Genomic DNA, 19,403 nt, shown 5'->3' on the forward strand with positions numbered 1-19,403 from the left:
CCATGTGATCAATGGGTACCCGCCGCGAGCCGCGCCGCATCGGCCTGAATCCCTTGCCACAAGCGGGATTCCGCCAAATTAGGCCCCGATCGTGCGAAATCGCACAGATTTCGTAACAAATTGAAAGAGATAGTCCCAAACAGTCAATGTTAGACTGCCGCCCATGTTACAGATCTCCGCTCTCACCAAGCGCTGGCAACGGCTGGCCAAGCTCGGCGCATGCACCGCATGCGCCGTGGTGCTGGCCGCTTGTGCCACGCCGCCTGAAAGCGATACCGCCGGCGCCGACGCCGGCGATGCCGTGCCCACGCGCGCGGCAAAAAACAGCAAGTCCGCCCGGACCGACCGCGCCGAGACCAGGCCATCCGCGCGCACGCCCGACACCGGTAGCTGGAACCTGTTCGGCTATGACCCCGACGAAGGCCGCAGCGGCAACTCGCTCGAAGGCCTGCGCGCCGACATCGGCACGTTCGAGCAGCGCGGCGTGGCCTCGTGGTACGGCAAGGGCTTCCATGGCCGCAAGACCGCCAACGGCGAGCGCTTCGACATGCGCGCCATGACCGCGGCGCATCCGTCGCTGCCGCTGGACAGCTGGGTGCTGGTGCGCAACCTGCGCAACAACAAGGTGGCAGTGCTTCGCATCAATGACCGCGGGCCGTACCACGGCAACCGCGTACTGGACGTGTCCATGGGCGCCGCGCGCCGCCTGGGCTTTGTCGAGCGCGGCGCCACCAACGTCGAGATCCGCCGCCTGACCCGCACCGAAGTCGCCGCGCTGGGCCCGCAGGTCGACGCCGGCGGCACCGAGGCCGGCGACGGCAGCGGCGATGACGACGTGTCCGTGCCGGAACTGGCCAATTCGCTGGCGCCCGCCAAGGCGCGCAAGGCGGCCAAGGCCAGCGGCAAGACCGTCAAGCGCAAGCGCCGCTGAGCGCGCCAGCGCCGTCGCATGCCGCCGCGCGCTGACACTTCCTCCTTACATTCTGACCTGCAGGCCCGCGCCGGTGCCCACGCGCGGCCCGTGCTCTCAATCGTCGGCGTCGCCGGCACGCTGCGCCAGCGCCAGCTGATACAGCGCGCCGGTCTGCGCACCGGTGATCGCGGCCGCCAGCTTGGCGGCGCGCTTGGCGGGCAGTTCCGCCAGCAGCAGCGACAGCACGCGCTGCGCTTCGGCATCCGGCAGGCCATCGGCGGCGGCGCTGCCGGCACCTTCCACCACCAGCACGAATTCCCCCTTGGCCCGGTTCGGGTCGGCCGCGAGCCAGTCCGGCGCCTGCGCCACCGGCATCACGGCGATGTCCTCGAACAGCTTGGTCAGTTCGCGCCCGACCAGCAGCCGGCGCTCGCCCGGCAGGCCCGCGGCCAGCGCCGCGAGCGTGTCGGCGATGCGGTGCGGCGCCTCGTAGCAGACCCAGGCGTGGTCCAGCCCCGCCAGCCGGGCGATGGCCTCGGCGCGCGCCTTGGGCTTGGGCGGCAGGAAGCCCGCAAAGGTGAAGCGGCCCGCGCCGGCATCGAGCAGGTCGCCCGCCACCGACAGCGCCGCCACCGCCGCACTGGGACCGGGCAGGGGCACCACCGTATGGCCGGCGGCGCGCACCGCTTCGACCAGCCGCGCGCCGGGGTCGGAGATGCCCGGCGTGCCGGCGTCCGAGACATAGGCAATGCGCTCGCCCGCCGCCAGGCGTTCGGCGATGCGGCCCGCGGCCTCGCGCTCGTTGTGCTCGTGCACCGCCACCAGCGGGCGCTGCAGGCCGACGCGCGACAGCAGCTGGCCGGTATTGCGGGTGTCTTCGCAGGCAACCGCGTCGGCCAGCCCCAGCACATGCAGCGCGCGCAGGGACAGGTCGGCCACATTGCCGATGGGCGTCGCCACGACATACAGCGTGCCGGCCGGGTACGACTGGCTTGCCGCCAGGGAGATCCAGTCACTCATGCTTGAGAACTTCCGTTGATGCGATCATTCAAATCCACCACGCAGGTGCCGGGTAGGCAGGCGCCAAGCCGGCAGGCACGCGGGGCGCAGGCAGAGGACCGGGCCCTGGCCCACTTGCGGCGCCAGGGCCTGGAGCCCGTGGTGCGCAATTATCGCTGCAAAGGCGGCGAGATCGACCTGGTCATGCGCGCGCCGGACGGCACGCTGGTGTTCGTCGAGGTGCGCCAGCGCAGCGGGCGCGGCTTCGGCGGCGCCGCGGCCAGCGTCACGCCGGCCAAGCAGCGGCGCGTGCTGCTGGCCGCGGGGCACTATCTGGCGACGCTGGCCCGGGTGCCGCCATGCCGCTTCGACGTGGTGGCGCTCGAACCCGGCCGGCTGGAGTGGCTGCAGCACGCCTTTGACCTGGATGCCGCCGGGGCTGGGTCATAATGCACGGCATACATGAGCGGCAAACATGAGGGGCGATTTGCGGATCGCCATGGCAACAAACGGGCCCCAGAGCCATGAGTATCGACAGTATCCAGCAACAGTTCCTAGACAGTGCCGAAGCCAAGCGACAGGCTGCGGCGGTGATGGCCCCCTATATCGACGCCGCAGTGGAGCGCATGGTCGGCGTGCTGACCAGCGGCAACAAGATCCTGGCGTGCGGCAACGGCGGCTCGGCGGCGCAGGCGCAGCATTTCGCCGCCGAGCTGGTCGGGCGCTTCGAGCGCGAGCGGCCCGGCCTGGCCGCGATCGCGCTGAACACCGACAGCTCCATCCTCACCGCGATCGGCAACGATTACGACTTCAGCAAGGTGTTTGCCAAGCAGGTCGAGGCGCTCGGCCAGCCCGGCGACATCCTGCTGGCGATTTCCACCTCGGGCAATTCGGACAACGTGATGGCCGCCGTGGCCGCCGCGCACCAGCGCGAGATGGCGGTGGTGGCGCTGACCGGCAAGGGTGGCGGGGCCATCGCCGGCCTGCTCGATGAATTCGACATCCACCTGTGCGTGCCGAGCGAGCGCACCGCGCGCATCCAGGAAGTGCACCTGCTGACGCTGCACTGCCTGTGCAACGGCATCGACGAGGCACTGCTCGGAGAGGCCTGATGCCGCGCATCCGCCGACCTTCCCATTCCTATCATCCCGACACAGCAAGGACCGCATGACCCATCTGCCCACTACGCAAGCTCCCCGGAACGGCGCGGACGCGCGCCATCCTTCCCGCCCGCTGGCCAGTTCCGGCCTGGGCCGCGCCGGCCTGGCCGCGGCCGCGCTGGTGTGCGCCACGCAGCTGGCCGGCTGCTTCCCGGTGATCGCCGGCGCCATGGGCACCGGCGTGGCCATGGCCACCGACCGCCGCCCGGCCGCCACCCAGACCGTCGACCGCGGCCTGCAGCTCGAGGCCGAGAACACCATCAACTCGCGCTACAGCGGCCAGGCCCGCGTCAACGTGACCGTGTTCAACCGCAAGGTGCTGCTGACCGGCGAGGCCAGGAACGACAGCGTCAAGCAGCAGATCGAGCAGTACGTGCGCGGCCTGCAGAATGCGCGCGTGGTGATCAATGAGCTGGAGGTGGTCAACTCGCCCGGCTTCATGACCCAGAGCCAGGACGCCTACCTGACCAGCAAGGTCAAGACGCTGCTGATGACCGCCGACGGCGTGCCGTCCAACTCGATCAAGATCACCACGGAAAAGAGCGTGGTCTACCTGCTCGGCGTGGTCACCAGCGCCGAGGGCGACCGCGCCACCGACGTGGCGCGCAATGCCTCGGGCGTGACCAAGGTGGTCAAGGCCTTCGACTACGTCAACGACACCGAGCGCGCGCGCCTGGATGCGGCCTCGACCTCGCAGAACCCGTCGTTCGATGGCAGCGTCGGCACGCCGGCGCCGGTGCAGTCGGTGCCGGGCGTGGGCGGGCCGATCGATGCGCCGGCCGGCGCGGCACCGGGTACCGCCGGCCCCGCGGGCGCCACCACCGCGCCGGTCGCGGCCCCGGTCACTTCGCCGGTGGCGCTGCCGCCCGGCCGCAACCTGCCCTGAAGCGCGCAGTGCTCGCCCGGCTCCGGCCGGCTCTGGTCCGTCAAGGCGGCGCCCGCATATGCGGGCGCCGTTTTTCGTTCTGCGGTTTGCAACGCACACCGGGCCCGGCCGATGTGCTACGGTTGCCACGCTGGCTGACTGCGCCGGCCCCAGACGGAGCGAGACCATGACAACAACGATCCCCCGGCCTGCCTGGCGTCTGCCGCTGCGATGGGCGCTGCTGACGGCGATGCTGTGCGCCCAGCCGGTCCTGTCGGCCGCACCGGGCGGTGCGCCCGCCGCGGCGCCTGTCCCGGCCACCGATGCCGCGCTGCGCGCGCGCAGCCAGGCCGCCGCCTGCACCAGCTGCCATGGCCCGGCCGGCCGGGCCCCGGCGGGCAGCACGATCCCGCCGCTGGCCGGCCGCCCGCAGGGCGAGCTGGCCGCGCAGATGCAGGCCTTCAAGGCCGGCACGCGCCCGGCCACGGTGATGCACCAGATTGCCAAGGGTTACAGCGACGACCAGATCGCCGCGATCGCGGCGTGGTTTGCCGCCGTGCGCTGACAGGAGCGAGCCATGCACAGACGAAGCTTCCTCGGCGCCGCGGGCGCCGCAGTACTGGGTACGGCCGGGATCCGGCCGGCGCGCGCCGCGGCCCGTGCCAGGGTGGTGGTGGTCGGCGGCGGCTATGGCGGCGCCACGGCGGCGCGCTACCTGCGCGAATGGAGCGGGCAGGCGATCGAGGTGACGCTGGTCGAACCGAATCCGGCCTTTGTCTCGTGCCCGTTGTCGAACCTGGTGCTGGGCGGCAGCCGCCAGCTCGGCGACCTGACGCTGCCGTACGACGCGCTGGTGCGCCGCCACGGCGTGCAACTCGTGCGCGACACCGCGGTTGCCATCGACCCGGCCAAGCGGACCGTGCGCCTCGCGGGCGGCAGCGTGCTGCCCTATGACCGCCTGCTGCTGTCGCCCGGCGTCGAGATGATGCGCGACGCGCTGCCGGGGCTGAAGCGGCCCGGCGGCGACCAGATCCTGCATGCCTGGAAGGCCGGCCCCGAGACCGTCGCGCTGCGCCGCCAGCTGGAGGCGATGCCCGACGGCGGCACCTACGCCATCAGCGTGCCGCTGGCGCCGTACCGCTGCCCGCCGGGCCCGTACGAGCGCGCGTGCCAGGTGGCGCACTATTTCAGGCAGCACAAGCCGCGCAGCAAGGTGCTGATCCTGGACGCCAATGCCGACATTACCTCCAAGGCCGCGCTATTCCGCCAGGTGTGGGCCACGCAATACCCGGGCATGGTGGAATACCGGGCGCAGCACGAGGTGGCCGATGTCGACCCCGCCACGCATACGCTCAAGTTCGAGGTGCAGGATGATGTGCGCGCCGACGTGCTCAACCTGTTGCCGCCGCAGCGCGCCGGCGCGATCGCGGTGTCGGCCGGGCTGGCCACGGCCAATGGCAAGTGGTGCGAGGTGGACTTCCTCAGCTTCGAGTCGCGCGCCGCGGCGCATATCCATGTGATCGGCGATGCGATCCAGATCGCGCCGCTGATGCCCAAGTCCGGCCATATGGCCAACCAGCACGGCAAGGTCGCGGCGGCGGCGCTGGTGGCGCTGCTGTCGGACCGCGCCCCGGACCCGGAGCCGCTGTACAACAACACCTGCTACAGCTTTACTTCCGACCGCGAGGCGGTGCATGTGTCCAGCGTGCATCGCTACGACGCGGCACAGAAGACCATGGTCACGGTGCCGGGCTCGGGCGGGCTGTCGCCGGCGCCGACGGTGCTGGAGGGGGATTATGCGCTGGCATGGGCGCGGGGAATCTGGGCGGAGATGCTGGCCTGACACTGGCGGCGGTGCGGGCGGCACGGCTGCCCGCACAAAACCGCAAGAACGTGCAATGGCGCGCGCGCCTGCGCTGCTACGCTAGGCGTCCGATTGAACTCCGCGCCCGCGCACGGCATTTCCATGCAAGCCAGAGACCGTCTCCTCGCCCTCGCCATCATCTGCGTCTGGGGCGTCAACTTCGTCGTGATCAAGGTCGGGCTGGCGGGCGTGCCGCCGATGCTGCTGGGCGCGCTGCGCTTCCTGCTGGTGGTGTTCCCGGCCATTTTCTTCGTGCCGCGCCCGCGCGTGCCGTGGCGGCTGCTGCTGGCCTACGGCGCCACCATCAGCCTGGGCCAGTTTGCCTTCCTGTTCTACGCCATGGCGGTCGGCATGCCGGCCGGCCTGGCATCGCTGGTGCTGCAGTCGCAGGCATTCTTCACCCTGGCGATCGCCGCGCTGTGGCTGGGCGAGCCGGTGCGCTGGCACAACTTCGCCGGCATGGCGGTGGCGGCCGGCGGGCTGGCGCTGATCGGCGCCGGCGCGGGTGACCTATCGGGAGGCATGGGCGGCATGAGCGCGGCCGGCTTCGTGCTGACGCTGTGCGCGGCATTCTGCTGGGCCAGCGGCAATATCGTCAGCAAGAAGATCGGCCCCGTAGACTTGCTCGGGCTGGTAATCTGGGGCGCGCTGGTGCCGATCGTGCCGTTCGCGCTGCTGTCGCTGTGGTTCGAGGGGCCGGCGCGCATCGTGCAAAGCGTGACGCAGGTGTCGGGCATGGCGGTGTTCGCGGTGGCGTACCTGGCGTTCGCGGCGACGGTGTTCGGCTACACCATGTGGGGCCGGCTGCTGACGCGCTATCCGGCCAGCCAGGTGGCGCCGCTGACGCTGCTGGTGCCGGTGGTGGGGCTGGTGTCGGCGCACGTGCTGCTGGGCGAGGACCTGTCCGGTACCCAGTGGATCGGCGCCGCGGTGGTGATGGCGGGGCTGCTGCTCAACGTGTTCGGCCAGCGCCTGTGGGCGGGCAGGGCGCTGGCGCGCCGCTGAGCCGGCGCGCGCGGCGCCTCATGTTGTGCTGCATCAATGGGTAAACACTATATGCGCATTCACGCATATACGAATATATTGGACGGCATGGAAGAGCTGGATCGCGTGTTCGAAAAGGTATCGGGTTATTTCAGCCTGCTGGCGGAGCCGACGCGGCTGAAGATCCTGCACGCCTTGTGCGATGGCGAGAAGCCGGTCAGCACGGTGGTCGAGACGGTGGGTTCGTCGCAGACCAACGTGTCGCGGCATCTCAACGCGATGTACCGCTCGGGCGTGCTGTCGCGCCGCAAGGAGGCGAACCTGGTGTTCTACGCCATTGCGGACGAAAGCGTGATCGAGTTGTGCCGCACGGTCTGCGTGCAGGTGGCGAGCCGGCTGGAGGACAACGCCTTGCCCTCCGGCGTGGTCGACCGCTTCATGGCACAGCCCGCGCCGGAAGCCCCGGCGCGCCGGCGGCGCACCGCAGGGTAGCCGCGCCACCACTCTTCCGGCAGCAAACGGCGGCGCCGCACCCGTTGCAGCGCCCTGTACAACAGGCATGCCGACCGGTCTGACCGACCAGGGCGAGCGCGCCGGAGGAGACCGCATTGCAGGAACGGAACCGGCCCGGGCGCATCGTGCCCGCGCCCGAGCACTTCGTCAGCGCATCGCTGCAGCAGGACATCGGCCGGCACGGCCTCGACGCGCCGCGGCGCGACTTCCTGCGCAAGAGCTTCCTGGGTGCCGCCGCGGGCATTGCCACGGCGGCGGCGGGCCGGCAGGCGCTGGCCGCGGACGGCGATGCCGCCATCCTGCAGCCGCAGCCGTGGGCCACGTCGCTGGGTCAGCCGGTTGCCGCGCGACCCTATGGCCAGCCCTCGGTCCATGAGAAAAACCTGATCCGGCGCGAGTCGCCCGGCCTGACCCGGGTGTCGGCGGCTTCGGTGGCGTTCGCGCCACTGCAGGGCTTCTTCGGCATCATCACCCCCAACGGCCTGCACTTCGAGCGCCACCACCAGGGCTGGCACGATATCGACCCGGCGCGCCATCGCCTGATGATCAACGGCCTGGTGCGCAGGCCGCGGGTCTACACCATGGACGACCTGATGCGCCTGCCGGCGGTGTCGCGCATGCATTTCATCGAATGTGGCGCCAATACCGGCATGGAGTGGGGCAACGTCGCGGTGCCGACGGTGCAATACACCCACGGCATGCTCTCGTGCTGCGAGTTCACCGGGGTGCCGCTGCGGGTGCTGCTGGACGACGCCGGCGCCGACCTGCGCCGCGGCCGCTACCTGCTGGCCGAGGGCGGCGACGGCTCGTCGATGACGCGCACCATCCCGATGGAGCTGGCCGACGAGATCATCGTCGCCTGGGGCATGAACGGCGAGATGCTGCGCCCGGAGAACGGCTACCCGCTGCGGCTGGTGGTGCCGGGCGTGCAGGGCGTGTCGTGGGTCAAGTGGCTGCGCCGGCTCGAATTGGGCGACCAGCCCTGGAACGCCAAGGACGAGACCATCCACTACGTCGACATGATGCCCGACGGCAAGCTGCGCCAGTACACCTCGATCCAGGAGTGCAAGTCGGTCATCACCACGCCGTCGGGCGGGCAGCAACTGGTCGGCAAGGGCTTCTACAACATCAGCGGCCTGGCGTGGTCCGGGCGCGGCCGCGTCAAGCGGGTCGATGTCTCGACCGACGGCGGGCGCAACTGGCGCACCGCACGGCTGGAGGCGCCGGTGCTGTCCAAATGCCTGACGCGCTTCAACCTGGACTGGGTCTGGGACGGCGGCCCGGCCATCCTGCAAAGCCGCGCCATCGACGAGACCGGCTACGTGCAGCCGATGCTGGGGCAGCTGCGCGCGGTGCGCGGCACGCGCTCGATCTATCACAACAACGCGATCCAGAGCTGGCAGGTGGCGGCCGGCGGCGAGGTGACCAATGTCCATGTGGGTTGAGCTCAGGATCGCGGCGGCGCTGCTGCTGGCGGCCGGCTGCGCCGTGTCGCCAGCCGCGGCGGCAAGCGGCGCGAGTGAAGCGCGTGCGGCACTTGGCCGCACCGCCACGCCAGCCGAGCTGGCCGCGTGGGACATCGACGTGCGCCCGGACTTCAAGGGCCTGCCCAAGGGCAGCGGCACGGTGGCGCAGGGCCAGAAGGTCTGGGACGGCAAGTGCGCATCGTGCCACGGCGACTTCGGCGAATCCAACGAGGTGTTCACGCCGCTGGTCGGCGGCACCACCGCCGAGGACATCCGGCGCGGGCGCGTCGCCGGCATGACCGGCAACCAGCCGTACCGCACCACGCTGATGAAGGTCAGCACGGTCAGCACGCTGTGGGACTACATCCACCGCGCGATGCCGTGGAACGCGCCCAAGAGCCTGAGCGTGAGCGAGGTCTATGCGGTCACCGCCTACCTGCTCCACCTGGGCGAGATCGTGCCGGCCGACTTCGCGCTGTCCGACGCCAATATCGCCGAGGTCCAGCGGCGCATGCCCAACCGCGCCGGCATGACCACCGAGCACGGCCTGTGGCCGGGGCGCGGCCGGCCGGATACCCGCAACACCGCATGCATGTCGCGCTGCGCGGAGCAGGTTTCGATCGCCTCGTCGATGCCCGACTATGCCCGCGACGCCCACGGCGACCTGGCGCAGCAGCAGCGCGCGTTCGGCCCGGTGCGCGGCATCGCGGCCGCCGGCGCGGCCAGGCCAGGCGGCGCAGCCGTGGCCGCGGCGGCGCCCGCGCCGGGCGCGCGCCTGGCCAGCCAGTATCAATGCGTGGCCTGCCACGCGATGGACCGCAAGCTGGTGGGGCCGTCGTTTGCCGACATCGCAGGCAAGTACAAGGGGCAGGATGCGCATGCGGCACTGGCGCGCAAGGTCAAGGCGGGCGGGCAGGGCGCGTGGGGCGCCGTGCCGATGCCGCCGCAGCCGCAAATCCCGGATTCGGACGTGCAGGCCATGGTGGGCTGGATTCTTGAGGCAAAATAGCGGACTGGCCGCCGCAGTGCCCCCAGGCGGCGGCCGGTGTGTGCCGCCAGGCCATTGCAGCACGGCCGCGCGGCCTTTGCCGTCCCCACGGCTTTACAGAGCTTGGAGAGCTTAACAATGAAGCAGTTTGTCATCGCAGCGCTGATGCTCGGCGCCGCCGCATCGGCCCACGCGGTCGATGCCGCCAAGGCACAGGAGATCGCCAACAAGAACGCCTGCATGGGTTGCCACCAGGCCGACAAGAAGCTGGTCGGCCCGTCCTACAAGGAAGTGGCGACCAAGTACAAGGGCGACAAGAACGCCCTGGCGACCCTGAGCAAGAAGGTCAAGAGCGGTGGCTCGGGCGTCTGGGGTCCGGTGCCGATGCCGGCCAACGCCGCCATCAGCGACGCCGACCTGAAGACCGTGGTCGAGTGGGTGCTGGCAGGCGCCCCCGCCAAGTAAGACCGACTGCCACAGCGGGCAGTCCGCCGATGCACCGGGCCGGGCAGTGAATGCCGCGCGGCCTGGGACAACCAGCGGCCGGCGATGTACCGGCCGCATGCAACACCCCTGAAACGGTCCACGACCGACTGGAACGGAGTAGCCGGAGAGCAAGCAATGAATTCCAAACGACGAGAAGTGCTGCGGGTCACCGCTGTCCTGTCGCTGATGGCCGCCACCGGCCTGATCAGCGAAGCGCAGGCGGCCGAGTGGAACAAGAACGCCTTTGACGGCAAGAGCGTTGCCGACGTGATCAAGGCCCTCGGCGGCAGTGGCACCGAGAAAAGCACCGCCATTACCTTCAACGCCCCCGATATCGCCGAAAACGGCGCCGTGGTGCCGGTGGCCGTGACCAGCACCCTGCCGGATACCGAACAGATCGCCATCCTGGTGGAAAAGAACCCCAACACCCTGGCCGCAGATTTCATCATCCCGGCCGGCACCGAGCCGTTCGTCTCCACGCGCGTGAAGATGGGCCAGACCTCGGTGGTGCACGCCGCGGTCAAGGCCGGCGGCAAGTGGTACGTGGCATCGAAGGAAATCAAGGTCACGCTGGGCGGCTGCGGCGGCTGACGCCGCGCCCCCGACCGAGATTCCCGCCAAACTGCAACAGGAGAAACACATGGCAGACCCGATGCGCGTACGCGCCACCGAAAACGGCGGCGTGGTGGACGTCAAGATTCTGATGAAGCACGACATGGAGACTGGCCAGCGCAAGGATGCGGCCGGCAAGGTCATCCCGGCCTGGCATATCCAGACCGTGACCGCCCAGTGCAAGGGCAAGGAAGTGTTCCGCGCCCAGTTCGGCCCGGCGGTGTCCAAGGACCCGTTCCTGAACTTCAAGTTCAAGGGCGGCGCCAAGGGCGACAAGGTCGCCGTGACCTGGATCGACAACAAGGGCGACAAGCGCACCGACGAGGCCACCATCGCCTGAGGCCGCGCGGCCACGCTTGCATGGCGCCGGCACGCCGCGCCGTCCTCTGCTAAGGTTCGGGGCGGAATGCCGGGACGGACCCGGCCCGAAGGAGCATTATGCGGCGAGCATTTATTCGAGCATCGGCGGCGCTGGCTGCCATCGGCCTGGCGGCGAAGGCCTCGGCACAGTCCGGCCAGTCGGCGGTGGGCGGGCCGGGCAAGGGCGGGCGCGTGAAGGTGGTGTACCAGCTGTCGGAAGGCATCGACCAGGCGGTGCGCGCGATGGGCAACCTGCGCAACCACCTGAATGGCGCCCCCGGCACCAAGATCGTGGTGGTCGCGTTCGGCTACGGCATCGACTTTCTGGTGGAAGGCGCCAAGGATGCGCGCGGCAACAGCTTCGAGAGCCCGGTGGGCGCGCTGGCCGCCGAAGGCGTGGAGTTCCGCGTGTGCCGCAATACGCTGACCGCGCGCAAGATCAGCGAGTCGCAGCTGTTGATGGAAGCCAAGGTGGTCCAGGCCGGCGTGGTCGAGATCGCCCGCCTGCAGGCCGAGGAAGGCTACGCGTATATCAAGCCCTGAGCCGGGCTGGCGCGGCCTGACGGCAAGACAAGACAGAAAAAACGGCCCGTCCCGCAAGGCGCGGCCGCGAGGAGAAGCCCCATGAAACCGATCCCAAGCCTGGCCCGGCGCGCTGCGCTGGCGCTGGCCGCCACCGCGGCGGCCGCAGGCGCTGCCGCCGTGCACGCGCAGGGCAGCACCGCCGACGAAATCGCCAAATATCGCCAGATGCTGGCCGAAGGCAACCCCGCCGAGCTGTGGGAAGCCGCCGGCGAAGAGCTGTGGAAAAAGCCCGCGGGGCCGAAAAACGCCTCGCTCGAGCAATGCGACCTGGGCAAGGGCCCGGGCGTGACCAAGGGCGCCTACGCGGAGCTGCCGCGCTACTTCAAGGACACCAACAAGGTAATGGACCTGGAGCAGCGGCTGGCCCACTGCCGCATGACGTTGCAGGGGCTGAGCAAGGAAGAGGCCACCAAAAACCCGTTCTCGTCGTCGGGCAAGCCATCCGAGATCGAACGGCTGGTGGCCTACCTGACCGGCGAGTCGCGCGGCGTGAAGATGAACGTGCAGCTCAGCCATCCGGAAGAGAAGCGCACCTATGCGCTGGGCGAGAAGATGTTCTTCTACCGCGGCGGCGCCTATGACTTTGCCTGTGCCACCTGCCATGCGGTGGACGGCCAGCGCATCCGCCTGCAAGACCTGCCCAACCTGCTGACCGACAAGGGCGCGCAGGCGGCCTACACCACCTGGCCCGCCTATCGCGTGTCGCAGGGCGAGGTCCGCACCATGCAGCACCGCCTGTACGACTGCCTGCGCCAGCAGCGCTTTCCCGAACCCGCCTATGGCTCGGACGTGATCACCGCGCTGACCATGTTCCTGGCCAGGAACGCCAACGGCGGCACCTACGACGGCCCGGCGATGAAGCGCTGACCAGGACGGGAGAGACACCATGCAACGACATACCAAGGCAGTGGCCGTCGCGGCCCTGGCCGCCCTGCTGGCAACCGGCGCCTACGCACAGGACAGCGCACAGGGCGGCGCCAAGGCCCGCCCCGCCAAGGCCAGGCCCGCCGCCGTCAGCGGCGCCGACATGAAACACCTGATCGAAGACTCGTTCTCTTCGCGCGGCCCGGTCACGGTCGAGGGCGTGCTGAACCAGGACGGCATGCAGCAGGCCTGCAGCCAGTACCCGGACCGCACCAGGGTGCCGGCGAAAGTGGCGAAGAAGGTCGAAGCCGCCGAGCTGAAGCAGATCAAGTACCCGGCCGACGACAAATGGCTCGGCGACTGGAAGGAAGGCGAGAAGGTCGCCCAGAACGGCCGCGGCATGCAGTTCACCGACCAGGTCGGCGGCACCAATGGCGGCAACTGCTACGCCTGCCACCAGATGACCAAGGCCGAGATCTCGTTCGGCAATATCGGTCCGTCGCTGTACCAGTACGGCAAGCTGCGCGGCAACTCGCAGGAGGTCATCAAGTACACCTGGGGCAAGATCTGGGACTCCAGCGCCTACGCCGCCTGCTCCAACATGCCGCGCTTCGGCCACAAGGGCATCCTGACCGAGGCCCAGATCCGCGACGTGATGGCGCTGCTGCTCGACCCGGCCTCGCCGGTCAACCAGTAACGCCGATGCGCGCGCCCGCCATCCTGCTGCGCGCGCTGCTGGCCGCGAGCCTGATGCTGGCCGCGGCCGGCGCCGCCGCGCTGGAGGTGGGCGACACCGTGCGCCTGCCCGAGGTCCGCACCCTCGACGGCCGCACGCTGAGCGCGGCCGCGCTCGCCGGCAAGCCGCTGGTGGTCGAGTACTGGGCCACCTGGTGCCCGTTCTGCGCGATGCAGAACCCGCGCCTGCAGAAGCTGTACGAGCGCACGCGCGGCACGCCGCTGCAGGTGCTGGCCATCAGCATCGACAAGGACCCGCGCGAAGCCGCCGATTACATGAAGAAGCGCGGCTACACCTTCGCCGCGACCATGGATTCGGCCGCGCTGCAGGCGGTGTTCGGCAAGCGCAAGGGCCTGCCGGAACTGTACGTGATCGACGCGCGCGGCCGCGTGGTGCAGAAGGAAGTGGGCGAGATGCTCGAAGACGACGTGGCCGCGCTGGAGCGTTACGCAAAGCCATAGCGATGCGATGCCGGACGCCACGCGCACACCGGCACGCACTTATCCACAGGAAGAGACATGAACCGACGCGAGTTCCTGCAGGTGCTGGCCATCGCCGGCGCCGGCGGCATGACGTTCCCCCACCAGGATGCGCACGCCGCGCAGGCCGCCGACGCCATGTACGACCTGCCGCGCTTCGGCAACGTGCACCTGCTGCATTTCACCGACTGCCATGCGCAGCTGCGGCCGGTGTACTTCCGCGAACCCAACGTCAATCTCGGCATCGGCGACTATGCCGGCAAGCCGCCGCACCTGGTCGGCGAGGCGCTGCTGCGCCACTACGGCATCCGCCCCGGCACTGCGCAGGCGCATGCGTTCACCTACCTCGACTTCAACGAGGCGGCGCGCCGCTACGGCAAGGTCGGCGGGTTCGCGCACCTGGCCACGCTGGTGAAGCGGCTCAAGGCCGGCCGGCCGGGCGCCTTGCTGCTCGACGGCGGCGATACCTGGCAGGGCTCGGCCACGGCGCTGTGGACCAAGGGCCAGGACATGGTCGATGCTGCGCTGGCGCTGGGCGTCGACGTGATGACGCCGCACTGGGAGATGACCCTGGGCGCCGAGCGCGTCAGGGAGATCGTCGACAAGGACTTCAAGGGCAAGGTCGCGTTCCTGGCGCAGAACATCAAGACCAACGACTTCGGCGACCCGGTGTTCGATCCGTACGTGATCCGCGAGATCAACGGCGTGCCGGTGGCCATCATCGGCCAGGCGTTCCCCTACACCCCCATCGCCAATCCGCGCTACTTCGTACCGGACTGGACCTTCGGCATCCAGGAAGAGAACCTGCAGCAGGTCATCGACGCCGCGCGCGGCAAGGGCGCGCAGGCGGTGGTGCTGCTGTCGCACAACGGCATGGACGTCGACCTGAAACTGGCCTCGCGCGTGCGCGGGCTCGACGCCATCCTCGGCGGCCATACCCATGACGGCGTGCCCGCGCCGGTGGCGGTGAAGAACGCCGGCGGCACCACGCTGGTAACCAATGCCGGCTCCAACGGCAAGTTCCTCGGCGTGCTCGATTTCGACGTGAAAAACGGCAAGGTGGCGGACTTCCGCTACCGGCTGCTGCCGGTCTTCGCCAACTACCTGCCGGCCGACCCGGCCATGGATGCGCTCATCGGCAAGGTACGGGCGCCGTATGAAAAGAAGCTGTCCGAAGTCCTCGCCGTCAACCGTGGCCTGCTGTACCGCCGCGGCAATTTCAACGGCACCTTCGACCAGCTGATCCTCGACGGCCTGATGCAGGCGCAGGGCGCGCAGATCGCGTTCTCGCCGGGCTTCCGCTGGGGCACCACGCTGCTGCCGGGCCAGGCCATCACCATGGAGCACCTGATGGACCAGACCGCCATCACGTACCCGTACACCACGGTGACGCAGATGAGCGGCGCGACCATCAAGACCATCCTCGAAGACGTCGCCGACAACCTGTTCAATCCCGACCCGTACTACCAGCAGGGCGGCGACATGGTGCGCGTCGGCGGCCTGCAGTACACCATCGATCCGGCCGCCGGCATGGGCAAGCGCATCACCGACATGCGCCTTGCGGGCAAGCCGCTGGAGGCCGGCAAGACCTACAAGGTAGCCGGCTGGGCACCGGTCGCGGAGGAAGCGCGTGAATCCGGCGCGGCGCCGATCTGGGACGTGATGGCGCAGTGGCTGCGCAGCACCCGCGAAGTCAGCGCGCGCCCGCTGAACCTGCCGCGCGTGCGCGGCATGGACGGCAATGCCGGCATCGCGGCGTGATGTGGCCAACAGCACGCATGGGGGCGCGGAGGATTGAAGCGCGCCGCCCAAGTACGCTACAATCCTCCGCGACGGGCCGATAGCTCAGCTGGGAGAGCGCTGCGTTCGCAATGCAGAGGTCGGGAGTTCGATCCTCCTTCGGTCCACCAGAATTCTTGCCAGTATCCGCAATACGCGCCGAATACCCCGGAGCCGCCAGGCTGCCGGGGTTTTTTGTTGGCGGCGTTCCCGCCGCCCCCTCACAACGCCGCGGCGACCTGCACCGGCAGCGTTTCCAGGCCCAGCAACTCCCTGAACCCTGCCTCGTGGTGCCGCAGCGCGTGCGGCGCATACCAGGCGTTGGCGGCCCGGCCGATGCGCCAGGCGGCGTCCAGGTCCGGCGTCATGGCCTCGATCGAAGGCAGGTAGTGGCCGGGCGTGATGCCATCGTGCACGCCGCCGTGGCGGGACAGCAGCACGGGGCAGAGGGCGTGGGCGCAGTACGCGGCGAAGACCCCGCTCTTGGCTGCATAGTCGACGGGGTAGGCCAGCACGCCGTAGGTCGACACTGACAGCAGCCGCGCCGCTTCGGCGGCTTCGACGCGGCCGTGCACCACCGCGCCGCGCCGGGCGATACGGGCGGCGAGGCCGGCATCGCCCAGGGGTGGGCCGACGTCATGCAGCGTGAAGCCGGCACGGCCGACCCAGTCGAACAGGGCCTCGCCTGCCTCCTGGTAAGTCTGGGCGCGCAGCGCGGAGCCCCCGAGCACCACCACGGCAGCCTGCCGGTCCCGCTGCTGCGCGCCGCTTTCGCCCAGGTTGGAGAACACCGGCAGCACCCGGTGCGGCCGCGCCGGCGCGTGGGCGTTGAGCCAGCGCGCCGAACCCTCGCGGTTGGTCACCCAGAAGTCGGCCAGCGATGCCAGTTCGGCGGCAATGTAGCGCTGCACCGGGGAGAGCCAGAACGCCGAGCGCCATGGCGCGCCGTCGGCATACAGTTCGTGGAAGAAGATGCCGAGGCGGCGCATGTGCGGCCGGGCCTCGCGCAGGCGCCGCAGCAGCCACAGCGGCGTGCCGCGCCGGGCGTAGCCGTAGCCGACGTAATGGAGGATCACGTCGGCGCCGGCCAGCGCGGCCGCCGGCAGGTCGGGCGTTGCCTCGACCAGATGTCCCTGCAGCAGCCCGTTGAGCGTCGCGGCATAGTCCCTGACGCCACCTTCGCCGGGCGCGACCAGGCTGATGGTGGCGCCGATGCCACGGGCGTTCAGGTCGTGAGTGGACGGATTCGGCATGGGACAGGCTCCTTGCGCATATGGCGAGGTTGTCATGTCCCCGGGCAGGATATCTGTGCTCCAGCGCACGCGGCGTCACGGCGTGGCCGGCGTCCGCACAATGGAAAAAGCCCGCACGGCGAACCGTGCGGGCCTCTGACAAGCGATATCAGGGAGAGAAGCTTGCCGGAATCAACCGGCGCGCTTCAGGCTGACATGGCGCTCAGGGTACATTGCTCTGGGTGAAGTTGAACGGCTTGCCGGCCACCTGATAGGAACCGCCGAACTCGAACTCTTCATTGCCCGACTGGCCCACGCCGATATACAGCGGGGTGTTCCCGCCCTGCAGGTCGATCGGCGCATAGCGATAGTTCAGCACCTGCTTGCCGGCATAGTCGGTCACCGAGATCACGCTGGTCAGCAGCGGGCTTTGCTGGGTTTCAGACACCGTGATCGGGTCGACGATACGCGAATCCTGCAGCGTCTTTTCGACCGTCAGCGTTGCCATGTCGACCAGCTGGACCTTCTGCTCGCCGCGCGACACCACCCACATCTTGGTGTTCGAGTTGCCGAAGCTCTCGCGATTCACCTGGTGGATCATGCTGGTCGGGTTCTTGCCCACTTGCAGGCTGGTCACTTCCTTGATCAGTTCCGGATCGAGGTTGGTACCCGACTGCACGCCAGCCACCGAGATCGCGTGGATCACGCCGTCTTCCGTCGCCACCCAGGCCTGGCCGGGGTTTGCCAGCATCGAGACCCGCACCGCGGTCGGCTTTTCGGCCAGGCTCATGGTCTTGACGATGGTCGGAGCGTAGTTGTCCACCGAGAACGTCTGCGGCCATTGCGAGTCTTCCAGGCCGGTATTGTTCAGGGTGTTCTGCAGATCGCTGAAGCTGCCTTCGAAGTAGGTGTTGTTGACCTTGTCGAACAGCGGCTTCAGGTCCAGGAACACCACCTTCTTTTCCGACTTCGAGATCACTGCGGCCACGCCGGCGCGGGAGATCAGGTCGGCATTGACGCCACCCACGGCGTAGCTCTTCTGGTTGGCTTCGCTCAGGCCAGGCGTCGCTTCGTCGCGACCCAGGCTCGCGCCGCGGTCACCCACCGGGTCACGCATCCAGCCCTGGGTGGTGTTGTCCTGCATGGTGCTGAAGTCGGTCACGGCGGAAATCTCCGTCGGGGCCTTCATATCCGGCAGGTCAACGAAGCCCAGCAGCTTCATGAAGACGAAGTTCGACATGTTGCGGAAGCCCGGATAGAGGCCATGCCACGACATATCGCTGGAGTCATACGGACCGCCCACCTGGCTGCCGTCGGCGAGGCTGCCCAGCGCAATCACCGCCACCTGCCCCTTCAGGTTCTTGGTGTCCCAGATGGTCACCAGGGCAAATTCGGAATTCGACGTAATGGCGATTGCCGTGGGCACCTTGCCCTCCGGCAGCTTCACCGAAGCCGAGTGCGAAGCCGTATTCATGCCGACCGAGGCAATCAGGCCGTTCTGGAAAGCCACCAGCGATTGTGCGCAATCGTGCTCGCTGCAGCGGCCCATGGCGATCGGCTGCGTCGGCATCGCGCCACCGTTGGCCGTGACGTGTTCCTTCAGCAGCGGATTGGTGGTGGTATGGCCCCAGAACCACGGGGTCTGCGGCTTTTCGGCAATGGTGCCGGCGCTCAGCGCGAGCGTCAGCAGCGGCGTGACGCCGGAATCCGAAGCGGCGTCCGCGCGGAAAATCACGTCGCCCATGTTGCTGCCGTAGTCGTTGCGGGCGCAGTCGATGTTACCCAGCTGATAGATCACGTTGGTGCTGGTATCCATCGTGGCGCCCGGGTAATCCTGCTGGAAACAGGTATTGCCGTGCGGGTAAAAGGTCTTGTCCTCGGGCTTCCATACCGTACCAACTGCTGCGGCGGCGGAATTACTTGCGCCGTAGCGATAAGCCATGGCTTTTTCGCCGGAATAATCCGAAGCAATGGCGACATATTCGTCGGCATTCAAATTGCCGGAACCGTCGAAAATCTCGTCGGCGACCTGGGTCGATTCAGCAGGAGTGGTCGGGCTACGCGAGGCTTCGGTCGACGAGGTGCTACCGGAGCTGGTTGCATCAGCGCTGTCGCCACCGCCGCCGCATGCCGTAAGCACCACAGCGGCACAGGCAGCAGCCAGGAAGTTCAGGCTCGGGAGAATGTAAGAATTGCGCGCTCTGCGCAGGTCGGATGGGTTATCGCGAGGTAGATTTTTCCCAGTCATTGATTTTTAAGTAAATGGATAAAAGATGAAAGTGAATAAACATCACCACGCCCGTTCTTGAGCCGGTTTGCAGTGTGCGCGACGAATTGCAGTGGCATAAAAAGCGGATCGGGTTAACCCCTTGGAAAACCCGGCAGCGGCGATACTAGGGGTACGCGTCCGACACCGTACAGAGCGGTAACAATGGGTTACGTGTGATTTTCGGGCGGGGCACCTGTGCACTATTGCAGTGCGTAGTTGAGACGTAACGATTACTCGCCCGAGGATCAC

21 protein-coding genes and 1 tRNA gene are annotated in these 19,403 nt (G+C 68.6%); 19 read left to right on the plus strand and 3 right to left on the minus strand.

Annotation, left to right across the window (positions count from 1 at the left end; all coding sequences use genetic code 11):
- Positions 1 to 163: 163 nt before the first annotated feature.
- Positions 164 to 931 carry a septal ring lytic transglycosylase RlpA family protein gene (locus FHX60_RS25340; RefSeq protein ID WP_183284992.1) on the plus strand — a complete coding sequence of 256 codons (768 nt, stop codon included), beginning with the start codon at positions 164 to 166 and terminating at the stop codon, positions 929 to 931.
- Positions 932 to 1,027: 96 nt separating this feature from the next.
- Here FHX60_RS25340 and rsmI read toward each other — a convergent pair whose 3' ends face one another.
- Entirely contained in the window at positions 1,028 to 1,933 is a 906-nt protein-coding gene (gene rsmI, locus FHX60_RS25345; RefSeq protein ID WP_183284993.1) for a 16S rRNA (cytidine(1402)-2'-O)-methyltransferase, read from the minus strand.
- A gap of 18 nt (positions 1,934 to 1,951) precedes the next feature.
- On the opposite strand from rsmI, the gene FHX60_RS25350 reads away from it, so the two are divergent.
- From FHX60_RS25350 to FHX60_RS25435, 18 genes are all read left to right on the plus strand, one after another.
- Positions 1,952 to 2,362 (plus strand): YraN family protein, encoded by a 411-nt coding sequence (locus FHX60_RS25350; protein WP_092316661.1) that lies wholly within the window; start codon positions 1,952 to 1,954, stop codon positions 2,360 to 2,362.
- 74 nt (positions 2,363 to 2,436) lie between these two features.
- On the plus strand, positions 2,437 to 3,024 hold the full coding sequence (locus tag FHX60_RS25355) for a phosphoheptose isomerase (protein ID WP_183284994.1): 588 nt from the start codon (positions 2,437 to 2,439) through the stop codon (positions 3,022 to 3,024).
- Between the two features lie 55 nt (positions 3,025 to 3,079).
- Positions 3,080 to 3,958, plus strand: coding sequence for a BON domain-containing protein (locus tag FHX60_RS25360; RefSeq protein ID WP_183284995.1), 879 nt, complete (start codon positions 3,080 to 3,082; stop codon positions 3,956 to 3,958).
- Positions 3,959 to 4,124: 166 nt separating this feature from the next.
- The gene (locus FHX60_RS25365) at positions 4,125 to 4,502 is read left to right on the plus strand and encodes a c-type cytochrome (protein ID WP_183284996.1); all 378 of its coding nucleotides are present in this window, start codon (positions 4,125 to 4,127) and stop codon (positions 4,500 to 4,502) included.
- A gap of 12 nt (positions 4,503 to 4,514) precedes the next feature.
- Positions 4,515 to 5,780: an NAD(P)/FAD-dependent oxidoreductase gene (locus FHX60_RS25370; protein WP_183284997.1), complete on the plus strand. Its 1,266-nt coding sequence runs from the start codon at positions 4,515 to 4,517 to the stop codon at positions 5,778 to 5,780.
- A 123-nt stretch (positions 5,781 to 5,903) separates the two neighbouring features.
- Complete coding sequence (locus tag FHX60_RS25375) at positions 5,904 to 6,806, plus strand: EamA family transporter (protein WP_092316651.1); 903 nt, start codon at positions 5,904 to 5,906, stop codon at positions 6,804 to 6,806.
- A 51-nt stretch (positions 6,807 to 6,857) separates the two neighbouring features.
- Positions 6,858 to 7,277 (plus strand): ArsR/SmtB family transcription factor, encoded by a 420-nt coding sequence (locus tag FHX60_RS25380; RefSeq protein ID WP_111521233.1) that lies wholly within the window; start codon positions 6,858 to 6,860, stop codon positions 7,275 to 7,277.
- Between the two features lie 116 nt (positions 7,278 to 7,393).
- On the plus strand, positions 7,394 to 8,743 hold the full coding sequence (gene soxC / locus FHX60_RS25385) for a sulfite dehydrogenase (protein WP_092316647.1): 1,350 nt from the start codon (positions 7,394 to 7,396) through the stop codon (positions 8,741 to 8,743).
- Positions 8,727 to 9,773, plus strand: coding sequence for a c-type cytochrome (locus FHX60_RS25390; protein ID WP_183284998.1), 1,047 nt, complete (start codon positions 8,727 to 8,729; stop codon positions 9,771 to 9,773). Before soxC ends, FHX60_RS25390 begins: the two co-directional genes overlap by 17 nt.
- A gap of 117 nt (positions 9,774 to 9,890) precedes the next feature.
- A complete protein-coding gene (locus tag FHX60_RS25395) occupies positions 9,891 to 10,217 on the plus strand; it encodes a c-type cytochrome (RefSeq protein ID WP_112777070.1) in 327 nt (108 codons plus the stop codon).
- Positions 10,218 to 10,373: 156 nt separating this feature from the next.
- Entirely contained in the window at positions 10,374 to 10,829 is a 456-nt protein-coding gene (gene soxY / locus FHX60_RS25400; protein ID WP_092316643.1) for a thiosulfate oxidation carrier protein SoxY, read from the plus strand.
- Positions 10,830 to 10,878: 49 nt separating this feature from the next.
- The gene (gene soxZ, locus FHX60_RS25405) at positions 10,879 to 11,190 is read left to right on the plus strand and encodes a thiosulfate oxidation carrier complex protein SoxZ (RefSeq protein ID WP_112777071.1); all 312 of its coding nucleotides are present in this window, start codon (positions 10,879 to 10,881) and stop codon (positions 11,188 to 11,190) included.
- A gap of 98 nt (positions 11,191 to 11,288) precedes the next feature.
- Positions 11,289 to 11,753: a DsrE family protein gene (locus FHX60_RS25410; protein ID WP_183284999.1), complete on the plus strand. Its 465-nt coding sequence runs from the start codon at positions 11,289 to 11,291 to the stop codon at positions 11,751 to 11,753.
- 81 nt (positions 11,754 to 11,834) lie between these two features.
- Complete coding sequence (gene soxA, locus FHX60_RS25415) at positions 11,835 to 12,662, plus strand: sulfur oxidation c-type cytochrome SoxA (protein WP_116293765.1); 828 nt, start codon at positions 11,835 to 11,837, stop codon at positions 12,660 to 12,662.
- 19 nt (positions 12,663 to 12,681) lie between these two features.
- Positions 12,682 to 13,356 carry a sulfur oxidation c-type cytochrome SoxX gene (soxX, locus tag FHX60_RS25420; protein ID WP_112777074.1) on the plus strand — a complete coding sequence of 225 codons (675 nt, stop codon included), beginning with the start codon at positions 12,682 to 12,684 and terminating at the stop codon, positions 13,354 to 13,356.
- 5 nt (positions 13,357 to 13,361) lie between these two features.
- Positions 13,362 to 13,856 (plus strand): TlpA family protein disulfide reductase, encoded by a 495-nt coding sequence (locus FHX60_RS25425; protein WP_183285000.1) that lies wholly within the window; start codon positions 13,362 to 13,364, stop codon positions 13,854 to 13,856.
- Positions 13,857 to 13,913: 57 nt separating this feature from the next.
- Positions 13,914 to 15,635, plus strand: coding sequence for a thiosulfohydrolase SoxB (soxB, locus tag FHX60_RS25430; protein WP_183285001.1), 1,722 nt, complete (start codon positions 13,914 to 13,916; stop codon positions 15,633 to 15,635).
- A 73-nt stretch (positions 15,636 to 15,708) separates the two neighbouring features.
- Positions 15,709 to 15,784, plus strand: a tRNA-Ala gene (locus FHX60_RS25435).
- A gap of 90 nt (positions 15,785 to 15,874) precedes the next feature.
- Here the strand turns inward: FHX60_RS25435 and FHX60_RS25440 are convergent.
- Together FHX60_RS25440 and FHX60_RS25445 are read right to left on the minus strand one after the other, a co-directional pair.
- On the minus strand, positions 15,875 to 16,906 hold the full coding sequence (locus FHX60_RS25440; RefSeq protein ID WP_183285002.1) for a hypothetical protein: 1,032 nt from the start codon (positions 16,904 to 16,906) through the stop codon (positions 15,875 to 15,877).
- A 202-nt stretch (positions 16,907 to 17,108) separates the two neighbouring features.
- A complete protein-coding gene (locus FHX60_RS25445; RefSeq protein ID WP_258397114.1) occupies positions 17,109 to 18,827 on the minus strand; it encodes a hypothetical protein in 1,719 nt (572 codons plus the stop codon).
- Between the last annotated feature and the right edge of the window lie 576 nt (positions 18,828 to 19,403).

The organism is Cupriavidus alkaliphilus, from assembly GCF_014191175.1.
GTDB lineage: Bacteria > Pseudomonadota > Gammaproteobacteria > Burkholderiales > Burkholderiaceae > Cupriavidus > Cupriavidus alkaliphilus.

Excerpts from the sequence above, each read along its gene's own strand:
- FHX60_RS25340 (WP_183284992.1), top strand. The coding sequence starts at position 164 with ATGTTACAGATCTCCGCTCTCACCAAGCGCTGGCAACGGCTGGCCAAG.
- rsmI (WP_183284993.1), bottom strand. The coding sequence starts at position 1,933 with ATGAGTGACTGGATCTCCCTGGCGGCAAGCCAGTCGTACCCGGCCGGC.
- FHX60_RS25350 (WP_092316661.1), top strand. The coding sequence starts at position 1,952 with ATGCGATCATTCAAATCCACCACGCAGGTGCCGGGTAGGCAGGCGCCA.
- FHX60_RS25355 (WP_183284994.1), top strand. The coding sequence starts at position 2,437 with ATGAGTATCGACAGTATCCAGCAACAGTTCCTAGACAGTGCCGAAGCC.
- FHX60_RS25360 (WP_183284995.1), top strand. The coding sequence starts at position 3,080 with ATGACCCATCTGCCCACTACGCAAGCTCCCCGGAACGGCGCGGACGCG.
- FHX60_RS25365 (WP_183284996.1), top strand. The coding sequence starts at position 4,125 with ATGACAACAACGATCCCCCGGCCTGCCTGGCGTCTGCCGCTGCGATGG.
- FHX60_RS25370 (WP_183284997.1), top strand. The coding sequence starts at position 4,515 with ATGCACAGACGAAGCTTCCTCGGCGCCGCGGGCGCCGCAGTACTGGGT.
- FHX60_RS25375 (WP_092316651.1), top strand. The coding sequence starts at position 5,904 with ATGCAAGCCAGAGACCGTCTCCTCGCCCTCGCCATCATCTGCGTCTGG.
- FHX60_RS25380 (WP_111521233.1), top strand. The coding sequence starts at position 6,858 with ATGCGCATTCACGCATATACGAATATATTGGACGGCATGGAAGAGCTG.
- FHX60_RS25390 (WP_183284998.1), top strand. The coding sequence starts at position 8,727 with ATGTCCATGTGGGTTGAGCTCAGGATCGCGGCGGCGCTGCTGCTGGCG.
- FHX60_RS25395 (WP_112777070.1), top strand. The coding sequence starts at position 9,891 with ATGAAGCAGTTTGTCATCGCAGCGCTGATGCTCGGCGCCGCCGCATCG.
- soxY (WP_092316643.1), top strand. The coding sequence starts at position 10,374 with ATGAATTCCAAACGACGAGAAGTGCTGCGGGTCACCGCTGTCCTGTCG.
- soxZ (WP_112777071.1), top strand. The coding sequence starts at position 10,879 with ATGGCAGACCCGATGCGCGTACGCGCCACCGAAAACGGCGGCGTGGTG.
- FHX60_RS25410 (WP_183284999.1), top strand. The coding sequence starts at position 11,289 with ATGCGGCGAGCATTTATTCGAGCATCGGCGGCGCTGGCTGCCATCGGC.
- soxA (WP_116293765.1), top strand. The coding sequence starts at position 11,835 with ATGAAACCGATCCCAAGCCTGGCCCGGCGCGCTGCGCTGGCGCTGGCC.
- soxX (WP_112777074.1), top strand. The coding sequence starts at position 12,682 with ATGCAACGACATACCAAGGCAGTGGCCGTCGCGGCCCTGGCCGCCCTG.
- FHX60_RS25425 (WP_183285000.1), top strand. The coding sequence starts at position 13,362 with ATGCGCGCGCCCGCCATCCTGCTGCGCGCGCTGCTGGCCGCGAGCCTG.
- soxB (WP_183285001.1), top strand. The coding sequence starts at position 13,914 with ATGAACCGACGCGAGTTCCTGCAGGTGCTGGCCATCGCCGGCGCCGGC.
- FHX60_RS25440 (WP_183285002.1), bottom strand. The coding sequence starts at position 16,906 with ATGCCGAATCCGTCCACTCACGACCTGAACGCCCGTGGCATCGGCGCC.
- FHX60_RS25445 (WP_258397114.1), bottom strand. The coding sequence starts at position 18,827 with ATGGCTTATCGCTACGGCGCAAGTAATTCCGCCGCCGCAGCAGTTGGT.